A 22126-nucleotide genomic window follows, 5' to 3' on the forward strand; every position below is an offset into this window, starting at 1 on the left:
AGGGCGGTGCGCATCATGCGGCCGCCCTTCTGCTGTGTGGCACCGCTGGGAGGAGTCGAACCCCCGGGGCTTGGTTTTGGAGACCAGCCCGCGCCCACGCGCTCAGCGATGGGGTGCCGTCTCTCCGGCTGTCACCGCCTGCAGGTTGCTTCGGCTGCGGTTGCCAGCAGTGGGACCTGCTCCCACTCTCGGACGCCCCATCGGGCGAATTACTGCCCGGCACGATGCCGGGACCGGAGGCCGAGATTGGGCCGTCGCCCGCACCCGTCGCTTCCGGCACGACCTTCTCAACGGACTGGCTCGATGGGGCCGTCGCCACCATCCCACCGTCGCCCTGGTCGCCTCGGGCCGCTTTGTCCGCGCCATCGCGCGTAACTCGTGTGACATCTCCCGGAAGGGGCCGGAGCCCGAAGGCCCCGGCCAAGTCACGGGAGGAAACGCCCAGGAAGGGCTGTCCCCGGTCGACGGACGCCAAACCGCCGGCCGGAGCTGGTGCGGCCGAGGACGGCCGGATGGGAAAGCGGGGCGCCATGTCAGCGCTCCCGCTCGATCTCAGTGAGCAGCTCGGCGACCGCCAGGCCGAGCCGCCCAGACAGGCTCGCGGCGAGTGCTGGCGTCAGTTGAATCGACGGCAGGCTGAAACCGTCGCCGAGCAGGCGCAGCAGGACGACCCCTCGTCCAGCTGCATCTCGTGTCTTCTCGACGGACCAGCTGCGAGCGATCACTCGCGATGTGCCCTGATGGTCGGCCATCTACGCGGCCTCCGGATCGTGGACTGCAGGGATCGGCTTGGCGCCGTAGGGCAGCAGGCCGGACCTCACAGTCTGGCCGCGGGGCGTGATAGCGACCACGCCCTCACGGGTAGGCAACGAGACTCCCATGGCCTCGCCGAGGTCGAGCGTCAGGCGCTCGGCCGATGGGATCGCCTCGCCGTCCTTCCGCAGAACCTTCCGCCACAGCGTGATCAGGAAGCCGGCGCCGCGCACGAGCTGCTCGGCGTCGAGCGCCGGGCGGCCGATCGCGCCGGCCTCAGCGTGGATGTCGATGCCCTCGACGCGAACGGCCCGGACGTGGTCGTTCAGCGTGCCGAGCTGATCGCCGATCCGCCGAAGCTGGTGCGACGCGTCCGCCAGGATGGCGACGATCAGGACGCCGACCACCAGGATCGCGGCACTGATGCCGGCGGCGCTGAAGGCGACGATCGCCACGAGGTCTGCGGTGGCCTCGGCGAGGGGGGTGGTACCGGGCGTCATGCGGCGGCTCCTGAAGCGGGAGCCAGCAGCCGCGCGAGGTGCGCCGCGTGATCCGCATCGAGCTTGAACCGGAAGCGCTCCACCCCGTCCTCGCGCACGACCAAGTGGCGGGCGTTGTGGTCCGAAGCCACTCCGTGCACGCTCAAGGTCGTCAGGACGGGCCGCCACGAGGCGATTCCCCGGTCATCCCTGACCAACGTGTGAGGCGGTGCCGTGATCGGAGTATCGGTATCGGACATCCTGAAGGTCCTCGATCAGGTGCCCGGCTGGAAGGCCGTCATGGGCCTTCCGAAGCGGGTGAAGGAGTTGGAGGAGCGGGTCGCCGCCCTGGAAGGCCGACCGAAGGCTCCTGCGGCAGATGCCTGTCCGCTCTGCGGGGAGCCGATGAAGGTCACGGCTTCGGGGGCGGATCCGCTCTGGGGGACCTTCGGCGTGCAGCAGCGGACGCTGACCTGCACCAACGCCGAGTGCGGCCACACCGAGAAACGAGAGTTCGACCCGAACAAGCAGGCCTGAGGCGAGGCGGAGCGCATCAGGCGGCAACTCCCTCGGTAGGGGCGGCGACAGGCCAAGCGCCAGCGAGGCTGGGAGCATGACGCTCGACAGCCTCGCCGGGCCGGCTACCATGGAAGTGTCGAGCCACCATGGAGCTGAGAATGGACGAACTCGATCCCGCATTGCGGGCGCTTGGCCAGCAACGTGCAGTCGAAGCGATCTTGCGAACGCTGCTCGACATGCATCTCAACAGAACTGCCGACGAAGACTTGAGAGAGAAGACAAAACTCGCGGTACGCCGCGCTGCGGAGAAATCAGCCTTCGAAACACTCTCGTTCGACGCAGAGGGCGCCTCAAAATCTGCGCGCAACGGAGCGGAGGACGTGATGTCGGAGGTGTTCGGCTCATCGCCCGGGACCTGAGGCGGTGGCGGGACGCTGGGCCCGCCTTGAGACGCGAGGTGGATCAGGCGAACCCCGATGGCGTGCGCCTCCTCGCGCGTCATCGGAATACTGGTCGAGCGAACGTGCATCGCCTCACCGCTGAGGCGCGAGGTCCCAACGTATTTGTCCTTCCGCAGAACGATGCGGCCGGAGGCTACGTCGAGCGTGACGGAGACGCGGGTTTCCGTGTCCTCGGTCTGAACGCGGCGGTTGATCCGGCGGAAGCCGTCTGCCGTCACCTCGGCCAGCTGAACGACCACGGCCTCTTCATCGAGAAGGCCCGGGAGCTTGTCCGACATCAGGCGGCCCTTTCGGGCTGGGAATTAAGAGCCGACGGCGGCAGCGACTTCCAAATGCACGGATTGGCGCGCAAGCCGACTTCGTTCAGCGCTCTACTTATCGGCTCGTACGCTGCGGCGGTGAAGAGGCCGCGTTCTCTCCAGTTCGAAACAGCCTGCATCGTCCTGCCCGTAAGGCGCGCGACCGCGGCCGTGCCCCCTAGGGCATCGATCACCTCGGACGTGCTCGCAAGCGGCTCCATACCCCTTGAATATACACAGTTTGGGTATGCGGCAAGATGCAGATGATGTTCATGGATACACAGACTGTGAATGGCGAGAATGGGGACATGCCCCAGGTCTCGTATCCGTCTGGCTATCTTGATGAGGTCGCTGCCCGCGTTCGCCTATTTCGGTCGGTCGTGGCATCGACACAGGTCGAGCTATGCCACCGAATTGGGATCTCGACGAACGCCTGGAGCCACTACGAGAAGGGTCGCAGTCCGCCCAGTGAGCTGGTGTGCGCCAAGCTGAAGCGGCTGCACGGCGTGACCCGTGATTGGTTCATGGATGGCAGCTTGGCAGGCATGCCGGTCGACCTAGTGCAGAAGCTCGAAGCGGCAGCTCCGGTCCCGACTAGAACCAACAAGCAGCGCGCGTAGCGGAGCTTGCCATGACCGATCCCAAACCCTTCCGCCCCGACAAAGCCGCCCATGTCAAGTTCGGCGACCTCCACACCGACTTCATCCTGCCGATCTGCCTCCCGGATCCCGAGCTAATGGTCGGGGACGCATTGGCCGTCCTGGTGGTGACCACCGTGGAAGGACAGCGGGTGGGGGTGCCGATCGGGGTGAATGCGCTGGAGCACCTAAGGGGGATCGTGGAGGCGGGGCTGCGGATGGTACAGATCGGCAATAAGACAAGCGAATGATTGACGGCGACACGGCTATACCGTCAGTGCAAAAGATCGATTTAATAGGGGGACTTAAGAGATTTCGAGGGATTGTTGCCCACGGATCTATCTACTTCTTATATTCAATCAGCGCCCAGATAAGTATAATGGCTAAAGCACAGGCTGAAAACCCGGAAATCATCGCCAATCCTGAAAATAGAGCATCCACGTTGTTGCTCGGTTATGGAGGGGAAGATTGGGATCGCTGGCTGATCTTAGCGGTCATGTTCGCGGCTGTTGCCGCCATTGCCGTTGGGTTTACAACGGCTGGATCCATCATAACACATAAAAGAGAAGCTGAGGCTGCACAAAAGGACCTAGAGCGTTACAAGATAATTGTTGAAGGTAAAGTTGCGGATGCACACAAAGAAGGCATTGAAGCAGGTAGAAGTGCGACTGATGCTCTGGCGAGAGCTTCAGAGGCTGATGCCAAAGCAGCGGAAGCTCAATTAAAATTGGAGGAGCTACGCTCGAAATTGGGACCCAGGCAGATCGACCAGCTTAGTTTTGCTAATTTTCTCATAACTGGACCAAAACAACTCGTATACATTAGTTACCTGAGAGATGATCCCGAGTGCGGTTTCTTAGCAGAGCAGATTTATGGCGGTCTTAAGGCTGCAGATTGGCCAGTTCAGCGTCCCTCACCTTTGTCGGCTGAAACGTCTAAGCTTTACGCGGGTTGGCCAAAGGTCGACACCGATTACATGCCTTTAGCGGCGCTGGCTGGTGGGCAGCCTGGCGGGGTGACGATTGCTGCGCCCTTAGCGGCCGCTATGAGCGTACGGAATTATCGGTTGAAGGATACGCCAAGCACAGCTCTAACAAACTTATTTAGAGCGCTGATCTCTGCCTTAGGGTCTATTGCGGTGACGACTGACGATACTTTGCCTAATGAGACCATGCGGATAATCATAGCGCCCCGTAAGCCACATCCGTAGGCGGAGATTGATTTCATGCAGTTCGAGACTAGAACGGCAGCTGATCCGCCAGCCCCGGCGGCACCTTCCCGAAGATCGCCAGCGTACCTATGCCGCGCCGTCGGGCGTAGTCACCGGATGCGCTAAGGCGCACCATGGTTGGCATCGCCCGCAGCCCCGCAGGACGTCATGCGCTTCATATCGAATGCAGTTGTGGCCGTCCTCCTGATTGCCTCCACTGGCGCCATCGCGCAGGGCCGCACCTACACCCGCACCTTCACCTGCGCTGATTTGAAGGCCTTCGTCGCCCGGTCCGGGAATGCGGTGCTCGCGTCGAGCGATCTGATTTACGAGACCGTCCATCGGGACGGTGGTACCTGTGAGCAGGACGAAACGAGCGCGCCCGCCTACGAGCCGACAGTCGACGTGCCGGCCTGCTTCGTCGGGTGGCGGTGCAAGCAGCGGAACAGCGACAGCAATCAGAAGTGATGATCCGCGCGGCTCAGAACGGCAGCTGATCCGCCAGTCACGACGGCACCGTCCCGAAGATCGCCAGCGTCAACGGATCCGCCCCTACGTCAGCGGCTGCGGATGCTGGGATCGCCTGCCAGAGAACGTGTCCGGCATCAGCGGGCAACCACGGTGCGGCTGCTGGTGGTGCATCGCGCGCGTCGTGTTGGACCCGCTGGCGCCGCCCAGAATCATAACCCGCCCGTGGCAGGCCGGGCACCGTTGGACATCCCTTCCATAGACGATGGCCGCCACCTCCAAGCTGACGGCGACCCAGACGCCGTGGCTCTTCACTTCGCAGGTGTCGGCGATGGGTGCGGGCATGGGCGGAGACTGCCACGCGAGCTTGGGCATAGCCAAGTCAGAACGACAGCTGATCAACCGGCCCCGGCGACACCCTTCCGACGATCGCCATCGTGATCGGCTCCGAGCCTAAGCCAGCGCCTGCGGATGCGGAGATGGCGTACCAGTGTATGTGTCGGGCTTCAGCGGGCAGCCCGGATGCGACTTCCGGTGCGACAGCGAGCGGCGAACGCCTCCACCGCTGTAGGCCCCGAGGATCATCACCTTCCCGTGGCAGGCTGGGCAGCGTTTGACGGCCATGACGTGTTCGGTGGCCGCCTCCTCGAGGCTCACGGCATGCCAGGCGTTCCCGATCCTAACTTCGCAGGTCTGGCGGGCAGTTTTCGTCATAAGCGCGGCGTGGCATGCGCAACCGCTCGTCGCTAGAGCGATGGGGTCACAGTCAGAAGGGCAGTTGATCCGCAAATCCTGTCGGCACCTTCCTGAAGATCGCCAGCGTCACCGGCTGCGAGCTTCCGCTATCTATCTGTGCCTGGCTCGCTGACGTTCACTTCGACGCAGCAAACGAGCCGACTCGTTTCGTCCAGAACTTCCAGGCGCCAGGCGTCACCATGCATGGGCTGATAAGCCTCGTCTCGAAGGAGCTCGCCGGCCATGTGTACGGCTGCAAGGCGCGCGGCGTGATGGCTGGTCAACTCAGTCCCCTCGGTGTCGAGTTCGCTGCGGCCGTTGTGGACGCTGAAAAAGAAGCGGGGCATGGACTCTCCAGACTGGAGTAAGTGGTAGATCAGCGTCCGCCTGCACCCGGGCCCAACGTTTGTCGGCGAACGAGGATCGCCTAGCACCTGACAGAATGTCGCATCCTAAAGCATGTTAAGAGCTGCGCTGTCTGGCGGCGGCGTCGTGTTCCGCCGCCACTAGAACGGCAGCTGTTCTGCCAGCTTTGGTGGCCCTTCTCCGAAGATCGCCGGCGTCACCGGCTCCGAGCCGTCGATAGGATGACGGCGAGCCGCAGATCCGTTAGCCGGCTCATGTGACCAAGTCGAAGCGGAAAGCCTACCTTGTGTCCGTCACGCAGCGCCGCGAGGCCGTGCGCGTCTACGCGGTGCTGGCGACGACGGCAGACGAGGCATTGGAGGCGATCGCGCTCTCCGCGCCGCCGCGGGCGAGGCTTGAGATCGTGGGCGGCCTGTCGCGTGACATGGCTCGTCGCATGGGCCTCAAGCCAGGAGAGCTGCGCCTGGTGTGATGCGCTGGAGAACGGCACGGCCCAAACTTCACGTGTGCGACCGACGTATAGCTTGTCCATCCAGGTGAATGTGCGTGACTGTGATCGGCCTAAGCTCGCGCGGTCGGGCCGGCGCAGTTCTTCCCGTACCGGCTCGGTGTTTCGCGGGCTTCAAAGTAACGCCCTGACGCTCGCGTATTCTGAGACTGACTGCGCCCTGCCGCCCGCCGGCGTGCGGGGCGCCTCTTTCAGAACGGCAGCTGATCCGCCAGCCCTGCCGGCACCTTCCCGAAAATCGCCAGCGTCACCGGCTCTCCGCCATCGTCGTAGTCCGGATCCACGACCGTGCGGGTGAAGGCGGCTGCGCCAATCGCTCGGCCTCTGTTGACGCGCTCCTCGGCGACCCGGCAGGCCTCCTCAGGCGCATTGCAGTCGATACGGTTGCCGAGGGCGAGCTTGCCCTTTACCAGGACGAACAACTGGACGCTGTGGGCGACAATGGGCTTTAGGGCCATTAGGCTTATCCCTCCAAATTTTGATCGCCGAGTATCTCTGACTATCTCCGAAATCGCCCTTTAACGATTTTCCCGATCTGCTTTGGTTTATCCATTTCACAGAGAAAATAATCGTAGCCAACTCGCATCAGATCCAGGACATGCTGGGCATCTTTCTCATTTCTAGGTAATTGCAGAGCCAGCTCCATCGCGAGCGCTCGCAAATCGCGCTCGCTGAGGCTGACATCGGGTTCGTCGTCGGTTGCCAAGGGCGCCTCCTTGGACAATCATCAGAACAAAGAGCGAACATGCAGGCAAGGGAATTTCCACGCACTGTGGATAGATCCATCGTCCTAGATACACATTCTGTGTATTTATCGCTTGCGTATACCCAATCTGTGTATATGATCTGGCTCTCGCTCATCGCGATGGAGCCACCGCCGTGCTCACCACCAACTTCGCTCGCCCTAAGCCGCCGCATCTCCCCCGCGGCACCCGCATCGGCCGCCCCCGTGCCGACGGCTCCCTCATCCTCGGCACCATCCTCAGTCCCGCCTTCGGTGAGGGCTTCTACTGCGCCGAGCTGAGGGGCGAGGCCGGTCCGGAGATCGTCTGCCTCCACGTCGGTGAGGTCCTGGTCGATCCCGTGTTCGCGGATCTGCGCACGGCGGCGGTGGCCCTGCGGGATCTGGACGAGCGCGCTGCGCCCGCCATCCGGCCACGCCGCGTCGTGGGCGCGTTCTGATGGCCGCTCGCCAGCGCCAGAACTTCCCGAAGGCCGTCCGCGCAAAGGCGCTGGAGCGTGCCGCCGGCCGCTGCGAGGGTGAGCTTCGCCCGGGCGAGCGCTGCCCCTGTGCCATCCCGCCCGGCGGCCGGATCTTCGATCACGTCATCCCGGACGCCAACGGCGGCCGCCCGACGCTCGACAATTGCCAGGTGCTCTGCCTGCCCTGCGATCGCGCGAAGTACTCGGCCGATCGCCGGGCGATCGACAAGACGCGCCGGCAGGCCGAGCGCCACGCTGGCACGAAGGCACCCTGCCGCCCGATGGTGGGGTCGAGCTTCTTCCGGACCTCGAACGGTTTCGGCGGTGTCAGGCGCGACCGCGCCACGGGCGCGATCCTGCCGCGCCGTCCCGGCGTCATCGACGTGAGGGACCTGTAATGGCGGCCGCTTCGATGTTCGGCGGCCTGCCGCTCGCCCACGCGCCGATCGCCTCGATCCCGGCGCTGACGCACTACGGCGCCGACCCTGTCCGTCGCGTCTACTCCGTGGCCCAGCGTCCGGAGCCCCACTTCAAGCCGTACGGGTTGTGGGTGTCGGCCGACGCGGGCAGCTTCAGCTGGCCGGACTACGTTGAGGCGGAGGCTGGGGATCACCTCTACCGGCTGCGGGTCGTCCACGACGTCCAGCCCGCGGCGGGCGCGCGGATCCTGCTCATCGCGACCGTCGACGACTTCGACGCCTTCGCCGGCCAGTACGGGCGCACCGAGCGCTTCGTGCCCTCCGACTACCTCATGTACATCGACTGGAAGGCCGTCGCCGAGGCCTACCGCTACGACCGCCGGTTCGACGGCGGCCTCTGGTACTACGGCTGGGACTGCGCCTCGGGCTGCATCTGGGATGCGGACGCGATCGCCGCGATCACTGTGCGCTCTCCCGCGAGGGAGGTCGCCTGATGGCCGTCAGTGCCCGCCCGCAGCCCGCGCCCGAGCCGCCTCCGGTCGCCGAGCAGGTACCGGATTTCGGTACCTATCGGCTGGAGCAGCTCGATGCCTGCCAGTGCCGCTACCCGTGCTCATCGCGCGGGACGGAGCATCGCTTCTGCGGCCGCCCGGCGGTCCGCCACCATCCGGACCGGCCGGCGGTCTGGTGCGTCAAGCATCGGGACATCGTCTTCGTCGACTGGCGCCCGGGCGGCCAGGTCCTGCGCCGCGCGGGGAGGGCCTGAGATGCCCGCCCGCCGCTTCACCGACGCCCAGCGCGAGCAGATGGCCGAACGCCGCGAGGCCGGCGAAAGCTGCCCCAAGATCGGCCGCAGGTTCGGGTGCTCCGCCTCGAACGTCCGCTGGATCTGCCTCGCGCTCGGCGCCGACCATCCGAAGGCGCGCCTGACGCCGGCGACGGCACGAGGCCCCGCGGTCATCCAGCGAGGCGACCACGTCGTCCGCCGGTTCTTGCCCGACGAGGACACCCGCCTGCTGGCGCTGGCTGGCGAGGGTCTGAGCAACAGCGCGATCGGCAAGGTCCTGGGCCGGCCCGCCGTCTCCATCCGCGGGCGGCTGATGACGCTCGCCCGCCGTGAAGCGCGAGCGGAGGCCGCCTGACATGCCCCACCCCAAAGAGCATCCGCTCGCCGGCCGCCGCGTCGTTCCCGACGCGGAGACGGGCGAAGAGCTGAAGATCATCGACTGGCTTGATCGTCTACGGGGCGGCCTCGCCCTGCTGCACCCGGACCATCCGGAGGCCCGCGCCTTCCGGCTTCGTGTCGCTGTCCTCGACCTTCACGCCTCCGGCGCCGTCCTCGCCCGCTCCACCGCAGGCCTCACGCTCGTCCATCACGCCGAGCTGCCATCCTATGATCCTGTGCCGGTTGGGGTGATCTCGTGAGCAACGGCGCCAACCTGCTCCCCGCTCGTCTGCGCGAGGCCGCCGCCGCGATCGCCAGGAACCGCAATGCTCGCGGTCTACCGAATGGCGCGCCTGCGCGCGCCGACATCCTGGACCTCCTGCCGCCCGGCCTCTTCAGCGAGGTTGTCGAGGATGCGATGGCTGCGCTCGACGCGGCTGCGATCTTCACACCTCAGCCGGGCAAGCCGTCGGCGGATCCAGCCGAGCGCCGCGTGATCCTCGCGGCGGCGTCCGTCCTTGATCTCGATGCTCAGGCGGCCGTGCTCCTCGACATCGCCCGCGACGGCACCGTGACCGTCAGCACCTATGCCGAGCAGCCCGGGACGCCGGCCAAGGCCATCGCCGAGTGGGCCGAAGGCCTATGGCGCCACGCGATCAGCGTCGTCCCGTTCCGCACCGTCTTCGGCTGGGGCCGCGATGGCGTGCCGACGCCGCTGACGCCGGAGGAGCGCGCGAGCCTGGGCGAGGCCGGCCGCGCCTACGCCGATCGCAACAGCCTGGGAGACGCCTCGTGAGCGACCGCGCTTTCCTGGGCGTCCTCGCCCACCTCGATCCCCGGGCGCCGGGCGAAACCATGCTGGTCACCGTCGCCCTCCCGCGCGGCGAGTGCGATGCCGTCGTAAAGGCGCTCGGCGCCCCGGATCCGGAGCTCGGGCCGCACGTCGCGCTGCTGCCGTGCCTGCGCCCGGACCATCCGCGCAGCGACGATGACGCGGTGCTGCTCGCCGCGCTGCGGACGGTCAACCGGCTGCTGGCGGCAGGTCCCCCGCGCCTCAGCCACGAGCTGCTGGACGAGCTCGGCGCGCTCCAGGCGGCGACCGCCGGCCGGATCCGCCGCCGCCTCGACTGCACCGCACCGCCTTCCCCCGTCGAGCTCCGGAGTGACCGATGACGACGCTCACGCCTCACCGCCAGGCGCTCGAAGGTGCGCTCGATGCCGCCCACCGGGACCTGCCGCCCTACGACCCGGCAAACCTTGAGGTCATGACCCGGCACATGACCCTCGACCTCCAGCGAGCGATGCTGCTGCCGGTCGCCGACATGCTCGATCACCGCGTGGCGGCGCCCGACGTCTGCCACGTCATCGCTAACTCGCTCAGCAACGCCGTCCTGTCCCATGCGATGTCGCGCTTCGGCGGCGATCGGGACGGCGCGGCCCGCGAGGCGGCCGAGCTGATGCTGCGCGTGTCTGCGATCCTGGAGGCGTCTTTCGATATCCCCGATCTCGACGCGTACGTGGTCTCATCGTCCGAGATCCAGCCGACGGGGCGCGCGCAATGAGCGCCGCACCCGCCCGCTCCGCCGAGCTGCTGAACCGGATCGCCGCGGCGCTGAACGTGCCCGTCGAGGCGTTCACCGATCCGGTCGCTCAGCCAGCCGCCGGCCCCGCGCCGGGCGCACTCGTAGCGACCCTGCTGTTCGATCCGGACGGTCGCCGGTTCGCCGCGGCTTTCCCGTACCTGTCAGCCCAGGCACGGAAGGCCTTCGCCGACAGCGTCGAGGCCTACGTCCGAAGCCTGCCCGCGGCGCCAGCCCGGTCAGCCGACGGGAGGCCCTGATGCTGCGCCAGGGCACTCCGCCGCGCGAGTTTGCCGACGAACAGGCCATGCGCGCGCACTACCGCGCCCTGCAGGCCCGCCTCTGGGCGCCGCGAAAGGTCGTGCCGCGCCCCGAGGCCCTCCGCACGCGCGCCCTCGCCGAAGCCCAGCGGGAGCGCGAAGAGCGTGAGGCCGAGGTGCGCCGGCAGGCGGAGTTGGAAGCCATCGCCGAAATGGACGCGCTCGTGTTCCAGGTCCTCGATCCGGAGCAGCTCGCCCGCGAGCTCAAGCGCATCATCACGCGCGTCGCGGAGGCCTTCGGCTTCACGTACGCGGATGTGGTCGGGGACCGCCGCACGGCCGCGATCATGCGCGCTCGGTGGGCGGCGATCGCCGCGGTCCGCGAGGCGCACCCGGATTGGTCCCTGCCGCGGCTCGGCCGCGCGTTCGGCGGTCGCGACCACACCACGATGCTCCACGCGATCCGGAAGATGGAGCGCGTGGGCGTGCCTCAGCCACCCATGCGGGAGGCTGCCGAATGAACGGCCCCACCACCGCGCGCGCCCTCGTCATGGGCGTCCTCGTCCTATTCCTCGTCCTGGGGATCCTGCTGATCCCGGTGCTGGAGGCGGAGCTGCGGCGGGCGACGGCGAAGAAGATCGTGGCTGAAGCTGCGGCCAGCGACAACGCCCGGAAGGGCGCTCCTCAGCCAGAAAGGCAGGTTGGATGAACGCGTCGCCCCACAACCTCAGCCGCCAGCAGGTCATGGCTCTCCTCGAAGAGCGGGACACGCTGCTGGAGCAGGTGCGGCAGTTGGAGGAGGCGCTCGCGCCGGCGGCCATCCTCCCGCGCAGCTGGCGTCTCACCTCGACGGAAGAGCGGCTCCTGTGTGCCTTGCGGGCTGTCGGCCCGAACGTCCTGCATCACGAGCGGGCGATGCTCGCCCTGTACGGCATGCTGGACGAGGCGCCTCAACAGAAGATCCTCGATGTCCTGGTCTGCAAGATCCGGCGCAAGCTCATGGAGGCGCAGGCGCAGATCCGGATCGAGACGATCTGGGGCCGCGGCTGGCGGCTGTCGCCGGAGAGCTGTGCGCGGTTCGACGCGCTGGTGGGCGAGGATCGCGTTCGTTGGGCAGCGCAAGGCCGGGCGGTCGCGTGATGTGCTGCCCTCAGACGAAATGCGGCGGCAGGATCATGACCTGCGCTTGCACCACGAGGCTGAACGCGAGAGCGGCCGTCACGACCGCGTCGACGAGGCGGCTACGCACGGTGGCTGGCTTGGTCATCGGAGGCTCTCTCGCTTCGGCCGCCGGCGATCGGCTCCGTTGGGATGGCCTTATGGCCAAGCTCGATATCGCGCTGATTTCGTGGATTGTTGCGTCGGTCGCCCTGTTTCGCACCGCGTGCTCGCACCGCCAGATCTCAGTCCTACGGGCGATCGTGCCCAGCGTTCGCGCCGAGGCTCATGCCAACGGTGCGAAGGGAGAACTACTCGGCGGGGTGTTGCGGTCGTGAGATGTTACGCGAACATCACCCCGAGCCTATCGGTCTGCCGCCAAGCCACGCGGACATCTCGGATCTCACCGCTGTGGCCGACGATGAGGGTGAACGTGTCGGGCAAGCCGAGCGCGCCCGCGACCGTCAACAACGCGCCAGAAGCTGAACGATCGGCGAGCGTGCACGAGACGCGCCTACCATTGTCGGTGAGAATATGCGCCGGGAAGCTCGTTGCGGCACGCAGACTTTCGCGGCGATCCTGGGACACTGCAGTTTCCTCAAATGACGCTGTTACGTCAGACCAGCACGTCGACGACTTGTTTGATCGTCGCGATTGCGGTCTGCGGAGCCGGTGGGGGAGCCCGCTCCTCGATAGCGACCGGCACAGATTGCTGGCTGTCGCCTGGTATGCCGTCTCGCACCGCTTGCAGCTGCGCCGCACGGAGCATCGTAAAGTAATTATCTGTCGAAACGCTGATCATGGAACGCGCCTCCACTCAGCGAAGATATTGACCCTAGCAATTAAAGGGCAGTTAAAGCCGCCGCTAGACAGTCATAACATATATGTGTGCATTATGGCGGAGGCGCGCCGTGGTTGAGGAAACGCGCCGCTTAAGCGTTGTCGACCCATCCCGAGAGGACCGGCTGCTCAGCGAGACGATCGAGAGCCAGCTGCTCATCGCCCTCGTGAACCGCCTGGGCGGCTCGCTCACCATGCCCGTCGACGAGGTCGACGGCACGGCCGTTTTCAACCTGCTCATGGGCGCCGACGACGTAGCGCGGACCTTCACGTTCCGCGTCGAGCGGAAGGAGCGGTGAGCATGGCCGAACCCACTATCACCCACGCGATGATCGAGGCGGCCGCCGCGGCGATCGCGAACGCCCGGGCCGGACGGCGGGGCTCGCCGCCGATCAGCAACGTCCTGGAGACGCTGAAGCGGCTCATGCCTCAGCTCCATGACGAGGTCCTGGAGGATGCCGAGGCTGCACTGAAGGCGGCCCTGGCGCCGGAGGTCGGTCGATGAACGCGCGCGTGCCTCGCCCCACAAAGTGGAGGATCGCCGCCCTGATCGACACCAGCCGCACCGTCGATGGCGCCTTTCCCTACCGCCACGGCCCGCAGGGCTACGTCGAGACCATCGGCTGGTGCGGCATGGCCGACAAAGACGGTCGGCTGATCGCCTTCGACACACCCGAAGAGGCCGAGGCCTGGATCGACGAGAGGAAGGCGCTCGCATGAAGCTCACCCTCGAACCCACCGACCGCATCGAGGCCGTCCAAGGCACGCCCTGCCGGGTGTGGTCCGGGACGACGGATGTCGGGACCCCGGTCCTGGCCTGGATCCCGACCGTCCAGCCGCAGACCCACGATCCGGACGAGCTCGCCGCTTTTGAGCAGGCGCTCCGCGAGATGCCCTATCGGCGCCAGCTCGCGTCGTTCGACCTGAGGATGGTGGACTGAGATGGCTGAGACCACCGGCATCTCCTGGTGCGACCGGACGTGGAGCCCGTGGTTCGGCTGCACCAAGGTCAGCATCGCGTGCGACGGCTGCTACGCCGAGAACCTCATGGACCTGCGCTACGGCAAGGTCACGTGGGGCCCGCACGGCGAGCGCGTCCGCTCCAGCGCCGCCTACTGGCGCAACCCGCGCAAGTGGGACCGCGAGGCGGCCGCGGCGGGCCGGCGGTTCACCGTCTTTCCGTCGCTCTGCGATCCGTTCGACAACCGCGCCGATCCGGCGATCCGCGCGGAGTGGTTCGCGCTGATGCGAGAGACGCCGCACCTCGTGTGGCTGCTGCTGACCAAGCGCCCGCAGAACATCGTCGCCATGTGCGAGGCCGCCGGCGGCTTACCGGAGAATGCGGCGCTCGGCGCGACGTGCGAGAACCAAGAGATCGCCAACCGGAACGTCCGGCACCTGCTCGATGCGGCACGCGACCTCTACCCAGTCTTCACCTTCGTCTCGGCCGAGCCCCTACTCGGCCCGATCGACTTCACCAAGATCATCTATGGGACGGCCGGCGATTACCTGGTGGTGCGCGACGCCCTGAAGGCCTCCGACATCGAGCGGATCGGCTGGGTCATCACGGGCGGAGAGACCGACCAGGGCAAGCACCGGGCGCGCCCGACGGCCACGACCTGGCTCCGGCAGATCCGTGACGCCTGCGCGGCCGCCGGCGTGCCCTACCACCACAAGCAAAACGGGGAATGGCAGGGCGGGATCACGGCGGTCCGCAGCGAGGCCGGCCAGTTCGCGCTGCACTGGCCCCACGATCCGGGCAGGTGGGCCTACTTCGATTACGCGCCGCGGATGTTCGATCGGTTCGGTATCGACGCCTGCGCCACCCGCGTGGGCAAGAAGGCCTCCGGCCGCCTCTTGGATGGCGTGGAGCACAACGGCTTCCCCGCATCACCCGCCGACCATCCCCTGTAGTGTCTGAGGAGGCCCAGTCATGCCGTCGCCGTCTCTCGTTCACGCCGCCCGCCGCGCGCCCGACGCGCTCGATCACGTCATCCGCATGGTGCGGGTGATGCAGGAGCGGGCGACCGGGCCCGAGGAGGCCTGCACCGTCGTCCACCTCTTTCAGGCGGGCTTCACCGAGGTCCAGGTTCACGCCTACCGCGATCCGGCCCGTGCGATGATGCAGGGGCTGCCGACCGGACTGCGGCACAACCCGCCCGGGCGCCTGGCCGCGAAGCTCGCCCTGCGGCGCGTGCCGGAGATCCGCGCAGCGATCGCCGAGCGCCAGGTGGCTGATCGGCCGGCCTGGACGACGCCGGTCATCCGGGAAAGCGAGCCAACCGAGGCGGCGTCGTGAAGACCGGCCTCCTCATCCTGAGGTGCGACGGCTCGCGCGATGACCGCGTCGTAGACATGACCGGCGATCCGGGCCTCGCCGAGCTGCGCGACGTCTTGGAGCCGATCCTCGGCGGCCGCCTGGAGCACGTGGCCGTGCTCCACGAGGGGCGGCGCGCCGACATGTTCGTCCACGAGGACGGCCATGGCGAAGGTCTGCCCCGCAACGAGGCGGCCACAGCGATCTACCGCGCCTCGTGGCTGGAGCGACACCCGGCCGACCCTCCCGAAACCCTGCCCTGGATCGCCGGCCCCGCCGTCGTCTTCGGCCGTACCGTGTGGAGCTGACGCGCAATGGCCTGTGACTGCATCAGTGAGATGAACGCCGCCCTGGCGGAGCGGAACACCGAGATCCAGCCGACCATCATCTTCGGCACGGCCGAGCGCCCGGGCTTCACCTGCGTGACGATCGTCACAGAGAAGATCAAGCCGCGGGGTCCGAAGGCGTCTGTCCCACTCCCGAGCTACTGCCCGTTCTGCGGGACGGCGTACGCGTTCACGGAAGCCGATGGCGACGCCGGCGGCTCGCACGGCCAGGTGGCGGCATGACCGCGGGCCTAGCTACGTCATCCGATGTCTCCTCGGCCGAAGGTGTCGCCGCCGACGAGCTGAAGCAGTTCATCGAGCGCCTGGAGCGGCTGGAAGAGGAGAAGGCCGGCATCATGGGCGACATCAAGGAGGTGTTCGCCGAACTCAAAGGCCGCGGCTTCGACGCCAAGGCAGTGCGCACGATCCTGCGGATCCGCAAACAGGATCACAGCGAGCGCCAGGAGCAGGAGGCGATCCTCGAACTCTACCTGCAAGCGATGGGAATGGCGTGATGGGTTCGCTCCGCTCTCTCCTGGACCAGGCGTCCAGCTACGCCGAAGCGTTGTTCGACCCGGACGACGTGATCCGATCCCACTTCGTCGCTGAGGCGGCCGACGGCAGCCTCACGGTTGCCGTCCTCGACATGGGCGGCGCCGACCTCGACCATATGCGCAAGGCCATGGCGCTCAAGTTCGAGCGCGAAGGCTTCCGCCGCTGGGTGTTCTTCTCCGAAGGCTGGATGGTCGAGCCGAGCGATCACCGGCGCCGGGGCGACCCGCAGGACGATCCGGAGCGTGTCGAGGTGATCCTGTTCGACGCGTTCGACGTCGGCGGCAATCGGCGGGTCCGGGCGCGGCGGCAGATCCTCCGGACTGATGTAGCGGCAGCGCGCGTCATGCCGCTCGTCATCTCCCAGGGTCCTGTCGTCTACTATCCTACACGGCATTCGCGGGTCGGCGCATGAGCCCCTTCCGTCTCATCCCGCCCGACGGCACCGACTGGACGATCGACGCGATCCCCACGCCCGATGGCGTCGAGCTCGCGATCGCCTTCACGCTCCAGGGCCAGCCCGTCACCGCGCGGTTCGCCATGGATCGCCCGGGCGCCCGGTCGCTCTCGGATGGCCTGCGCGCGGCCGCCGGCGACGGCACGATGCGCACCTTCCCGAAGCCGGCGGAGGGTGGTCATGGCTGAGGAGAGTCCACCCCTCGTCCGCGTCTACATCACCACGAGCGCGCTGCAGACCGGCGAGATCGAGGCCGCCTGGGCCGTGGTCGACGGCGACTGCGTCTGCATCCGCGATCGGGAGGCTCACCGCTACCTCGCGGGCGAGGGCACGAACTGGCATCGCACGAAGTGGGCGGCCGAGAACTTCGCCCGGCAGAAGCAAGTCGCCTACCTGGAGTTCGGGCGGGCCGACCTGGCGCGTGTGGAGAGCTATCGCTTCGGGAGGTCGGGATCGTGACGGCCCGCCCTGAGAGCGACGACTACGCGGCCGGCTACGCCGACGGTGTGCGCGACGCCGGCGCCTGGACGGCCGAGCGAGCTGCGCGACTGCTGTCAACGCCGGCGGGGGACCTGCTCACCGCCATCCGCCAGCTGCACCGGGATGCCGGTACGCGCTGGGCGAAGTGGGCCGATCGACGAAACTGGCCGGACGTGCGGGCGCGAGTGGCCCGGGCACGCGGCAGGGGAGGGGAGAGGGAGACGAGCAATGCCGCAGGCTGACCCGACGCGCTTCGTGGTCCGGTTTCCGGACGTGGCGCGCGAGCTCGGCGTGTCGCCGACGACGCTCCGCCAGATCTGCCGCCAGGGGGAGGGGCCGCCGCTGCTACGCCTGAGCGAGCGCTGCTACGGCGTCCGGCGCGGCGAGCTCGATGCGTGGATCGAGAGTCGCAAGGTGGCGTGCCCATAGGTCGAGCGCCGCCCGCTTCTCCGGATTGTAGAGGGCGTAGTTGTAGACGCCGGCGACGCCCGCCTTCGACCCTGAGACGTGGTTGAGCACCGCCTCGACCACGTGGGGGAACACGCCGAGGTCGCCCATGCCGGTGGCCACCGTCCGGCGCAGATCGTGCAGCCGCCACCCCGTCACACCCGAGGCCTTGTCGAGCGCGGCCTTCGCCCGGGTGAAGCCCTGAAAGCCCCCGACGCCGCTGCCGAATACGAGATCTCGGCCCTCGATGCGGGGCGTATCGGCGAGGATTGCCAGCGACGGCCGGGAGAGGGGTACGTCGTGCGGCAGGCCGTTCTTGGTTCGCGCGCCCGGCATGCTCCAGAGGCCCGCCGCGAGGTCGACCTCTTCCCACGGCATCGCCGCCACCTCATCGCGGCGCTGTGCGGTGAGCAGGAGCAGGCGCACGATGCGGCCGAAGTCGCCTTCCGGCAGCGCGCGCAGGACGGCCTGGATCTCCGCGGGCTTGAGCACCCGCTGGCGCTTCTCGTCCGGCGTGGGCTTGCGGGTGCCGACGACAGGGTTCGCCTCCGCGATCCCTTCCTCGATCAGCCAGGTGTAGAAGGCCGACAGCGTGTTGCGGGCTCGGTTCGCCGCATAGAGGCCCGAGATCCGCGCGATCGCGCCCAGCTGCTCCGCGACCTGCGCCCTGGTCACCCGGGAGACCGGAGTACGGTGCAAGGGCGCCCAAGCCTTCTGCAGGTAGCGCGTCGACTCGCGCACGCCGGTCTCCCGCACGCGTGCCGCGAGCCCGTCCAGATAAGGTTCGATCTGGGAGGCCACGGTGATGGCGGCCCGCTTCTTCTCGGCCTCACGCTCTGAGGCTGGGTCCCCACCGAGGCGAACGCGAGCCAGGCGCTCATTTGCCGCACGTCGCGCCTCTGTGGCCGAAAGCACACCAACTCTACCGAGTGTCTCCCGCTTCGTCTGGCCGAGCGCATTGCGATACTGCACGACCCAAACCCGCGAGCCGCCGGCACTCGCGCGCAAGCCGAAGCCTGCCAGATCGTCGTCGAAGACCAGGATGTATGCCTTGCCGTCGGGGACCTTCAGTGCCGCGGCCGACTGGTTCGTGAGGCGCATGATCTGGTAAGCACATAGTAAGCAGCAGGGGCGCGCCTCGCCGGGCTCCGCGCGCGTCACGGAGAAGGTATCAGCGAAATTCCGAGCGGTTCCAAGGGGGAGAGGTGGCCGGTAAGCGCGCAGCACGGGGCAATTTCGACCCGACATCTGATTTACACGGAGAGGGTCGGGGGTTCGAGTCCCTCACCGCCCACCAGAGCACCGCTGAATCGAGGGGTCACAAGTCGTCCGATCGCGTCAGGAGCTCATGGAGATAGTTCCGCTGCGGACGAAACGGTTCGATCGTCTCGGTTGAGATCAGATGCTGCAGACGATCGACGAACAGGTCGATATCGGCGATATGCGTCTTGTTGAGAACCGAGTGAAAATCGTAGTTCCACCATTCGATCGTCTGAAGAGCCTCGATCTGCTTGTCTGAATAGCGCATCCGTACGACGCGCGCGGGGTTTCCGGCGACGACCGAATAGGGGGCGACATCCTTCGTGACGACGCTGAACGCGCCGACGATCGCCCCGGTGCCGATCCTGATGCCGCGTCTGAGCTTCGCGCCCCGCGAAATGTAGACATCGTGCCCGATTAACAGATCCTTGTCGTTGCTCGGATGCGATCGTGAAACGGCGTCGTTATTGTCAAATGACCGATCCGCGTAATACTTCCGGCGGGGCGCCAGATTGGGGTCGTAGGTCATCGACGACGTGGTGAACAGATCCGTCGGATGCGTGAACGGTATGAGCTCGATTCCGTCGGCGATCGAGCAATACCGGCCGATCGAAACAAAATCCGGAAACGGGCTCCAGGAATAACTGAACGCGCCGATCGTGTGAAAATCAGTGCGCAGGAAATAGCACGCATAGTCTTCCGCGAAGACGCCGGGCCTCGGCAGGGCGTTGATCCCCTCCTCGATCCACAACGGCGCATCATCATACCAGCTGAACGAAATCTTGGTCTTGCGCAGTCTCTCCAGCTGCGACGCTGTAAGCTCAGGCATGTGGCGTTCTCGGCCTGTCGCGGCGCAAAAATCGCCGGTCGGATACTACTATAAGCCCACTTGCGTAGCGGCTAGATTGGTCGGTCTCGGCAGGCGCGGCCACTGACGGGTACGTTGCAATCCGCCGCAGGCAGGTCCGTCCGGGCGCATCGCCACGTGGCTCCTCTGCCACGCCAAGCTAATCCTCGGCGGGGTGACAAACTCTGGAGATTGACAAATCCCTGTCGGATAGCAGTAGCATGAAATTAACCCTTGCGGAATTTGGCGGCTCGGAGACGTCTGATGGCTTGGTCGCCGTTTCGGAGTGGCTTGTTCTCGGCGGATCGGGCGGTCGAGACTTCGGGCGTTAGCAGCGCGCAATCGGCGATTCAGGTCCGGCCACAGGAAGAATTGCAATCCGCCCGCCCGGCCAGCCTCCAGGCGGCCGCTCCCCAGCCGCCCCCGCGAGATCCGCTGGATGCCATCGGGCAGCGCGACGAAGTGATCCGCATGCGCGTCAGCGAGATGAGCGGACGGCTCGAAGACCTGAAGTCGCTGCAGGAAGACTTCTCCTCCGTCTTGACACCTCTCATCGCCATCTCGGAAGAGCTGCCGCGCGCCACCATGCGCCTGGCCGAGGTCGAGGCGCTGTTCGCCAAGGAGCAGCACGCCGCCGCATCCGCCCGGCGAGAGGTGAGTGCGCTCGCCGTGAAGACCGCCACCCTGACCAACGAGTGCGCGGCGATGACCGCCGAGGTCACGCGCCTGGAGAGCGGGCTTCACGGCCGCGAGATCGAGCTGGAGCAGCTGCGCGTCAGCGTGCGCGACAGGAGTCTCGCGAGTGAGAACTACGAGCGGCAGCTCGCAGCCGAGGTGGAGCAGACCAAGGCCCTTTCTGGCGAGAACAAGGCCCTGCGCCTCGAAGCCCAGGCGGCCGACCAAGCCCTGTCGCGGTCGGAGCGCGACCTCGCCGAGACGCGCGAGCGCTTCGCCATCCTCGATCAGGACAATCGCCGCCTGCAACTGCTGTGCGAGGAGCAGGAGGCGCGGCTGGCCGATACGGCGGCGCGGTACGAGGCCCTGCGTGAGGAGGCCGAGGCCGAGCGGCAGCGCCTGCTCGCGCTGGAGGCCGATCTGGCCGCCGAGGCCGCCGCCCGGCAGAAGGCCGATAACCAGCACGAAACCGAGATCGGCGGACTGCGGACGGAGCGGGCCAGCCTGACCATGAAGCTCGAGGCCGCCACCAACCGCGGTGCCGCCACGGAGCAGCTGCTCGTCCAGCTCCGCGCCCAGCTTCGGGAGAACGACGAGGCGCTCCGCACGGCGGAGCGCACGGTGAAGGAAGCTGTCATCGAGCGGACGACGGCCGATCGCCGGGTCGAGGCGATGCAGGCGGATCTCGCCCGCCAGACCGAGCGCCTGCTCGACGCACAGCGGCTCCGCTCGGAGCTGGACGGCCGCTGCGACATGCTGGCCAAGGCCTTGGCCGCGAAGGACGTCGCGGTCGAACAGGCAACCTCCCGAGCCACCCTGCTGTCGGAACGCATCGACCAGCTAAGCCGTCGCCACGATTCCGAGATCCAGGAACTCGAGGTGGCCAACCGGCGCCTCGTCGAGGATCTGCAATCCGAGCGCTCCGAGCGGGCGATGACGCAGGGCGCCCTCGACATCGCCCGGGAGAGCCGCATCGCCCTCCAGAAGCAGTACGAGATGCTCAAGCGCGAGGCGCGGCGTTTCCGCAGCTTCGACGAGGGTGACTCACAGGCGAACACCGAGTCCGCGGCCGGACGGGCGGCGGGCGCGGAGTCGAAGAGCAATGTCCGACCGTTCGTGCCCTCCGATCGCGTCAGCTAGCTTCAGAGCCGGAGATTCTCATCATGCTACGTGTGGAGGCGGCATTGGCAGATCAGGCGTTCAAGGACTCGAACTCCTCCATGACGGCGACATGGCTGATGCGCGGCATCAAGCCCGACGGGCCGGTATCCGTGCCGCAGGAGCATATGGCCAACGGCCGGCCGGAACCGCTGCCCCGCGAGACGTCCGAGGTCCACAAGATGCCGGGCGTATCGCGCGACTGGTCCTCGGCGCTCGATCTGATCCGCGAGGCGACCGAGGCGATCAGCATCAGCGAGGAGCGGGTCGCCGACTTGGAGACGCAACTGCTGCAGGTGACGACGAACGCCAGCGAGGAGATGCGGGAACTCAACGTCAAGATCGCGGCCGCCGAGCGCCGCGCGCAGAAGGCCGAGGAGCGCGCACGCGCGGCCGAGGCGCGGGCCAATGAGGCCGAGACATGGCTTGTCCGCATCCACGACGCGGTGCTGAACGGCTTCCGTCGCAAGACCGCGTCGGTGTTCTCGCCCGCGGCGGTCGAGAGCCAGGACCTCATCGAGGCGCAGGTCGCGGAGGGCTGATGCG

The 22126-nt window shown here is 67.0% G+C and carries 47 protein-coding genes and 1 tRNA gene; 37 read left to right on the forward strand and 11 right to left on the reverse strand.

The genetic code is table 11. From position 1 onward, the window contains the following. Positions 1-37: 37 nt before the first annotated feature. The 4 genes from MMSR116_RS28945 to MMSR116_RS32110 all read right to left on the reverse strand — a co-directional run bounded on the left by MMSR116_RS28945 (position 38) and on the right by MMSR116_RS32110 (position 1393). A tRNA-Trp gene (locus MMSR116_RS28945) sits at positions 38-110 on the reverse strand. Between the two features lie 423 nt (positions 111-533). Continuing rightward, the gene (locus MMSR116_RS28950; protein WP_010684386.1) at positions 534-752 is read right to left on the reverse strand and encodes a hypothetical protein; all 219 of its coding nucleotides are present in this window, start codon (positions 750-752) and stop codon (positions 534-536) included. Continuing rightward, positions 753-1253, reverse strand: coding sequence for a hypothetical protein (locus MMSR116_RS28955; protein ID WP_010684387.1), 501 nt, complete (start codon positions 1251-1253; stop codon positions 753-755). Next, positions 1250-1393 carry a hypothetical protein gene (locus MMSR116_RS32110; protein ID WP_244625556.1) on the reverse strand — a complete coding sequence of 48 codons (144 nt, stop codon included), beginning with the start codon at positions 1391-1393 and terminating at the stop codon, positions 1250-1252. Before MMSR116_RS32110 ends, MMSR116_RS28955 begins: the two co-directional genes overlap by 4 nt. A gap of 73 nt (positions 1394-1466) precedes the next feature. Between MMSR116_RS32110 and MMSR116_RS28965 the strand changes: the two genes are divergently transcribed. The 7 genes from MMSR116_RS28965 to MMSR116_RS28995 all read left to right on the forward strand — a co-directional run bounded on the left by MMSR116_RS28965 (position 1467) and on the right by MMSR116_RS28995 (position 4827). Continuing rightward, positions 1467-1769 carry an ogr/Delta-like zinc finger family protein gene (locus MMSR116_RS28965; protein ID WP_010684389.1) on the forward strand — a complete coding sequence of 101 codons (303 nt, stop codon included), beginning with the start codon at positions 1467-1469 and terminating at the stop codon, positions 1767-1769. Positions 1770-1909: 140 nt separating this feature from the next. After that, the gene (locus MMSR116_RS28970; RefSeq protein ID WP_010684390.1) at positions 1910-2170 is read left to right on the forward strand and encodes a hypothetical protein; all 261 of its coding nucleotides are present in this window, start codon (positions 1910-1912) and stop codon (positions 2168-2170) included. 38 nt (positions 2171-2208) lie between these two features. Beyond that, positions 2209-2778 (forward strand): hypothetical protein, encoded by a 570-nt coding sequence (locus MMSR116_RS28975; protein ID WP_158169222.1) that lies wholly within the window; start codon positions 2209-2211, stop codon positions 2776-2778. Positions 2779-2819: 41 nt separating this feature from the next. Beyond that, on the forward strand, positions 2820-3131 hold the full coding sequence (locus MMSR116_RS28980; protein ID WP_158169224.1) for a helix-turn-helix domain-containing protein: 312 nt from the start codon (positions 2820-2822) through the stop codon (positions 3129-3131). Positions 3132-3142: 11 nt separating this feature from the next. Further along, entirely contained in the window at positions 3143-3400 is a 258-nt protein-coding gene (locus tag MMSR116_RS28985) for a hypothetical protein (RefSeq protein WP_010684392.1), read from the forward strand. Between the two features lie 26 nt (positions 3401-3426). Then, positions 3427-4359: a hypothetical protein gene (locus MMSR116_RS28990; RefSeq protein ID WP_158169226.1), complete on the forward strand. Its 933-nt coding sequence runs from the start codon at positions 3427-3429 to the stop codon at positions 4357-4359. A gap of 192 nt (positions 4360-4551) precedes the next feature. Next, the gene (locus MMSR116_RS28995; RefSeq protein WP_244625557.1) at positions 4552-4827 is read left to right on the forward strand and encodes a hypothetical protein; all 276 of its coding nucleotides are present in this window, start codon (positions 4552-4554) and stop codon (positions 4825-4827) included. A gap of 842 nt (positions 4828-5669) precedes the next feature. Here the strand turns inward: MMSR116_RS28995 and MMSR116_RS29000 are convergent. Beyond that, positions 5670-5909, reverse strand: coding sequence for a DUF6894 family protein (locus tag MMSR116_RS29000; RefSeq protein WP_010684395.1), 240 nt, complete (start codon positions 5907-5909; stop codon positions 5670-5672). A 305-nt stretch (positions 5910-6214) separates the two neighbouring features. Here MMSR116_RS29000 and MMSR116_RS29005 point away from each other — a divergent pair, with 305 nt between their 5' ends. Further along, complete coding sequence (locus tag MMSR116_RS29005) at positions 6215-6400, forward strand: hypothetical protein (RefSeq protein WP_010684396.1); 186 nt, start codon at positions 6215-6217, stop codon at positions 6398-6400. Between the two features lie 227 nt (positions 6401-6627). Here the strand turns inward: MMSR116_RS29005 and MMSR116_RS29010 are convergent, their stop codons facing one another. Together MMSR116_RS29010 and MMSR116_RS29015 are read right to left on the reverse strand one after the other, a co-directional pair. Beyond that, positions 6628-6894 (reverse strand): hypothetical protein, encoded by a 267-nt coding sequence (locus MMSR116_RS29010; RefSeq protein WP_010684397.1) that lies wholly within the window; start codon positions 6892-6894, stop codon positions 6628-6630. A 41-nt stretch (positions 6895-6935) separates the two neighbouring features. Beyond that, positions 6936-7142, reverse strand: coding sequence for a hypothetical protein (locus MMSR116_RS29015; RefSeq protein WP_010684398.1), 207 nt, complete (start codon positions 7140-7142; stop codon positions 6936-6938). Between the two features lie 173 nt (positions 7143-7315). Between MMSR116_RS29015 and MMSR116_RS29020 the strand changes: the two genes are divergently transcribed. The 14 genes from MMSR116_RS29020 to MMSR116_RS29085 all read left to right on the forward strand — a co-directional run bounded on the left by MMSR116_RS29020 (position 7316) and on the right by MMSR116_RS29085 (position 12559). After that, the gene (locus tag MMSR116_RS29020; RefSeq protein WP_010684399.1) at positions 7316-7618 is read left to right on the forward strand and encodes a hypothetical protein; all 303 of its coding nucleotides are present in this window, start codon (positions 7316-7318) and stop codon (positions 7616-7618) included. Then, positions 7618-8037 (forward strand): HNH endonuclease, encoded by a 420-nt coding sequence (locus MMSR116_RS29025; RefSeq protein WP_039893399.1) that lies wholly within the window; start codon positions 7618-7620, stop codon positions 8035-8037. The genes MMSR116_RS29020 and MMSR116_RS29025 overlap by 1 nt, the downstream gene beginning before the upstream one ends. After that, on the forward strand, positions 8037-8552 hold the full coding sequence (locus tag MMSR116_RS29030) for a hypothetical protein (RefSeq protein WP_010684400.1): 516 nt from the start codon (positions 8037-8039) through the stop codon (positions 8550-8552). Before MMSR116_RS29025 ends, MMSR116_RS29030 begins: the two co-directional genes overlap by 1 nt. Continuing rightward, the gene (locus MMSR116_RS29035) at positions 8552-8824 is read left to right on the forward strand and encodes a hypothetical protein (protein WP_010684401.1); all 273 of its coding nucleotides are present in this window, start codon (positions 8552-8554) and stop codon (positions 8822-8824) included. Before MMSR116_RS29030 ends, MMSR116_RS29035 begins: the two co-directional genes overlap by 1 nt. A 1-nt stretch (position 8825) precedes the next feature. Continuing rightward, entirely contained in the window at positions 8826-9200 is a 375-nt protein-coding gene (locus MMSR116_RS29040; RefSeq protein WP_010684402.1) for a hypothetical protein, read from the forward strand. A 1-nt stretch (position 9201) separates the two neighbouring features. Continuing rightward, a complete protein-coding gene (locus MMSR116_RS29045; protein WP_010684403.1) occupies positions 9202-9483 on the forward strand; it encodes a hypothetical protein in 282 nt (93 codons plus the stop codon). Continuing rightward, positions 9480-10019: a hypothetical protein gene (locus tag MMSR116_RS29050; protein ID WP_010684404.1), complete on the forward strand. Its 540-nt coding sequence runs from the start codon at positions 9480-9482 to the stop codon at positions 10017-10019. The genes MMSR116_RS29045 and MMSR116_RS29050 overlap by 4 nt, the downstream gene beginning before the upstream one ends. Continuing rightward, entirely contained in the window at positions 10016-10396 is a 381-nt protein-coding gene (locus MMSR116_RS29055) for a hypothetical protein (RefSeq protein WP_010684405.1), read from the forward strand. Before MMSR116_RS29050 ends, MMSR116_RS29055 begins: the two co-directional genes overlap by 4 nt. Beyond that, on the forward strand, positions 10393-10785 hold the full coding sequence (locus tag MMSR116_RS29060; RefSeq protein ID WP_010684406.1) for a hypothetical protein: 393 nt from the start codon (positions 10393-10395) through the stop codon (positions 10783-10785). Before MMSR116_RS29055 ends, MMSR116_RS29060 begins: the two co-directional genes overlap by 4 nt. Then, the gene (locus MMSR116_RS29065; RefSeq protein WP_010684407.1) at positions 10782-11063 is read left to right on the forward strand and encodes a hypothetical protein; all 282 of its coding nucleotides are present in this window, start codon (positions 10782-10784) and stop codon (positions 11061-11063) included. The genes MMSR116_RS29060 and MMSR116_RS29065 overlap by 4 nt, the downstream gene beginning before the upstream one ends. Continuing rightward, entirely contained in the window at positions 11063-11584 is a 522-nt protein-coding gene (locus MMSR116_RS29070; RefSeq protein ID WP_010684408.1) for a helix-turn-helix domain-containing protein, read from the forward strand. Before MMSR116_RS29065 ends, MMSR116_RS29070 begins: the two co-directional genes overlap by 1 nt. Next, positions 11581-11772 (forward strand): hypothetical protein, encoded by a 192-nt coding sequence (locus MMSR116_RS29075; protein ID WP_010684409.1) that lies wholly within the window; start codon positions 11581-11583, stop codon positions 11770-11772. Before MMSR116_RS29070 ends, MMSR116_RS29075 begins: the two co-directional genes overlap by 4 nt. Next, positions 11769-12203 carry a helix-turn-helix domain-containing protein gene (locus tag MMSR116_RS29080; RefSeq protein ID WP_010684410.1) on the forward strand — a complete coding sequence of 145 codons (435 nt, stop codon included), beginning with the start codon at positions 11769-11771 and terminating at the stop codon, positions 12201-12203. Before MMSR116_RS29075 ends, MMSR116_RS29080 begins: the two co-directional genes overlap by 4 nt. Before the next feature lie 179 nt (positions 12204-12382). Next, entirely contained in the window at positions 12383-12559 is a 177-nt protein-coding gene (locus MMSR116_RS29085; protein ID WP_158169228.1) for a hypothetical protein, read from the forward strand. A 4-nt stretch (positions 12560-12563) separates the two neighbouring features. On the opposite strand, the gene MMSR116_RS29090 is transcribed toward MMSR116_RS29085, so the two are convergent. Further along, positions 12564-12809, reverse strand: a complete 246-nt coding sequence (locus MMSR116_RS29090) for a PilZ domain-containing protein (RefSeq protein WP_010684413.1) — start codon at positions 12807-12809, stop codon at positions 12564-12566. Between the two features lie 28 nt (positions 12810-12837). Further along, positions 12838-13023, reverse strand: coding sequence for a hypothetical protein (locus MMSR116_RS29095; protein ID WP_010684414.1), 186 nt, complete (start codon positions 13021-13023; stop codon positions 12838-12840). Positions 13024-13132: 109 nt separating this feature from the next. On the opposite strand from MMSR116_RS29095, the gene MMSR116_RS29100 reads away from it, so the two are divergent. The 13 genes from MMSR116_RS29100 (at position 13133) to MMSR116_RS32635 (ending at position 17622) form a co-directional block, all read left to right on the forward strand. After that, a complete protein-coding gene (locus MMSR116_RS29100; protein ID WP_039893402.1) occupies positions 13133-13360 on the forward strand; it encodes a hypothetical protein in 228 nt (75 codons plus the stop codon). 2 nt (positions 13361-13362) lie between these two features. After that, entirely contained in the window at positions 13363-13566 is a 204-nt protein-coding gene (locus MMSR116_RS29105) for a hypothetical protein (RefSeq protein WP_010684416.1), read from the forward strand. Further along, positions 13563-13781, forward strand: a complete 219-nt coding sequence (locus tag MMSR116_RS29110; protein WP_010684417.1) for a hypothetical protein — start codon at positions 13563-13565, stop codon at positions 13779-13781. The genes MMSR116_RS29105 and MMSR116_RS29110 overlap by 4 nt, the downstream gene beginning before the upstream one ends. Continuing rightward, positions 13778-14002, forward strand: a complete 225-nt coding sequence (locus MMSR116_RS29115; protein ID WP_010684418.1) for a hypothetical protein — start codon at positions 13778-13780, stop codon at positions 14000-14002. The genes MMSR116_RS29110 and MMSR116_RS29115 overlap by 4 nt, the downstream gene beginning before the upstream one ends. A 1-nt stretch (position 14003) precedes the next feature. After that, a complete protein-coding gene (locus MMSR116_RS29120; protein ID WP_010684419.1) occupies positions 14004-14975 on the forward strand; it encodes a DUF5131 family protein in 972 nt (323 codons plus the stop codon). A 19-nt stretch (positions 14976-14994) separates the two neighbouring features. Beyond that, complete coding sequence (locus MMSR116_RS29125) at positions 14995-15360, forward strand: hypothetical protein (protein WP_010684420.1); 366 nt, start codon at positions 14995-14997, stop codon at positions 15358-15360. Continuing rightward, on the forward strand, positions 15357-15686 hold the full coding sequence (locus MMSR116_RS29130; protein WP_010684421.1) for a hypothetical protein: 330 nt from the start codon (positions 15357-15359) through the stop codon (positions 15684-15686). The genes MMSR116_RS29125 and MMSR116_RS29130 overlap by 4 nt, the downstream gene beginning before the upstream one ends. 30 nt (positions 15687-15716) lie before the next feature. Continuing rightward, a complete protein-coding gene (locus MMSR116_RS29135; RefSeq protein ID WP_039893405.1) occupies positions 15717-15947 on the forward strand; it encodes a hypothetical protein in 231 nt (76 codons plus the stop codon). Then, positions 15944-16219 (forward strand): DUF2312 domain-containing protein, encoded by a 276-nt coding sequence (locus MMSR116_RS29140; protein WP_010684423.1) that lies wholly within the window; start codon positions 15944-15946, stop codon positions 16217-16219. The genes MMSR116_RS29135 and MMSR116_RS29140 overlap by 4 nt, the downstream gene beginning before the upstream one ends. Further along, the gene (locus MMSR116_RS29145; protein ID WP_010684424.1) at positions 16219-16671 is read left to right on the forward strand and encodes a hypothetical protein; all 453 of its coding nucleotides are present in this window, start codon (positions 16219-16221) and stop codon (positions 16669-16671) included. The genes MMSR116_RS29140 and MMSR116_RS29145 overlap by 1 nt, the downstream gene beginning before the upstream one ends. Next, the gene (locus tag MMSR116_RS29150; RefSeq protein WP_010684425.1) at positions 16668-16901 is read left to right on the forward strand and encodes a hypothetical protein; all 234 of its coding nucleotides are present in this window, start codon (positions 16668-16670) and stop codon (positions 16899-16901) included. Before MMSR116_RS29145 ends, MMSR116_RS29150 begins: the two co-directional genes overlap by 4 nt. Next, positions 16894-17172, forward strand: a complete 279-nt coding sequence (locus MMSR116_RS29155; RefSeq protein WP_010684426.1) for a hypothetical protein — start codon at positions 16894-16896, stop codon at positions 17170-17172. Before MMSR116_RS29150 ends, MMSR116_RS29155 begins: the two co-directional genes overlap by 8 nt. A 249-nt stretch (positions 17173-17421) precedes the next feature. Further along, positions 17422-17622 (forward strand): helix-turn-helix domain-containing protein, encoded by a 201-nt coding sequence (locus MMSR116_RS32635; RefSeq protein ID WP_158169230.1) that lies wholly within the window; start codon positions 17422-17424, stop codon positions 17620-17622. Here MMSR116_RS32635 and MMSR116_RS29165 read toward each other — a convergent pair. Continuing rightward, positions 17539-18801 (reverse strand): tyrosine-type recombinase/integrase, encoded by a 1263-nt coding sequence (locus MMSR116_RS29165; RefSeq protein ID WP_244625558.1) that lies wholly within the window; start codon positions 18799-18801, stop codon positions 17539-17541. The genes MMSR116_RS32635 and MMSR116_RS29165 overlap by 84 nt on opposite strands. Positions 18802-18958: 157 nt before the next feature. After that, on the reverse strand, positions 18959-19729 hold the full coding sequence (locus MMSR116_RS32315; RefSeq protein WP_010684429.1) for a CatB-related O-acetyltransferase: 771 nt from the start codon (positions 19727-19729) through the stop codon (positions 18959-18961). A gap of 282 nt (positions 19730-20011) precedes the next feature. Between MMSR116_RS32315 and MMSR116_RS29175 the strand changes: the two genes are divergently transcribed. After that, complete coding sequence (locus tag MMSR116_RS29175; protein ID WP_010684430.1) at positions 20012-21562, forward strand: hypothetical protein; 1551 nt, start codon at positions 20012-20014, stop codon at positions 21560-21562. Between the two features lie 23 nt (positions 21563-21585). Continuing rightward, a complete protein-coding gene (locus tag MMSR116_RS29180; RefSeq protein ID WP_010684431.1) occupies positions 21586-22122 on the forward strand; it encodes a hypothetical protein in 537 nt (178 codons plus the stop codon). The last annotated feature ends 4 nt before the right edge of the window (positions 22123-22126 follow it).

The organism is Methylobacterium mesophilicum SR1.6/6, assembly GCF_000364445.2.
GTDB classification, from domain to species: domain Bacteria; phylum Pseudomonadota; class Alphaproteobacteria; order Rhizobiales; family Beijerinckiaceae; genus Methylobacterium; species Methylobacterium mesophilicum_A.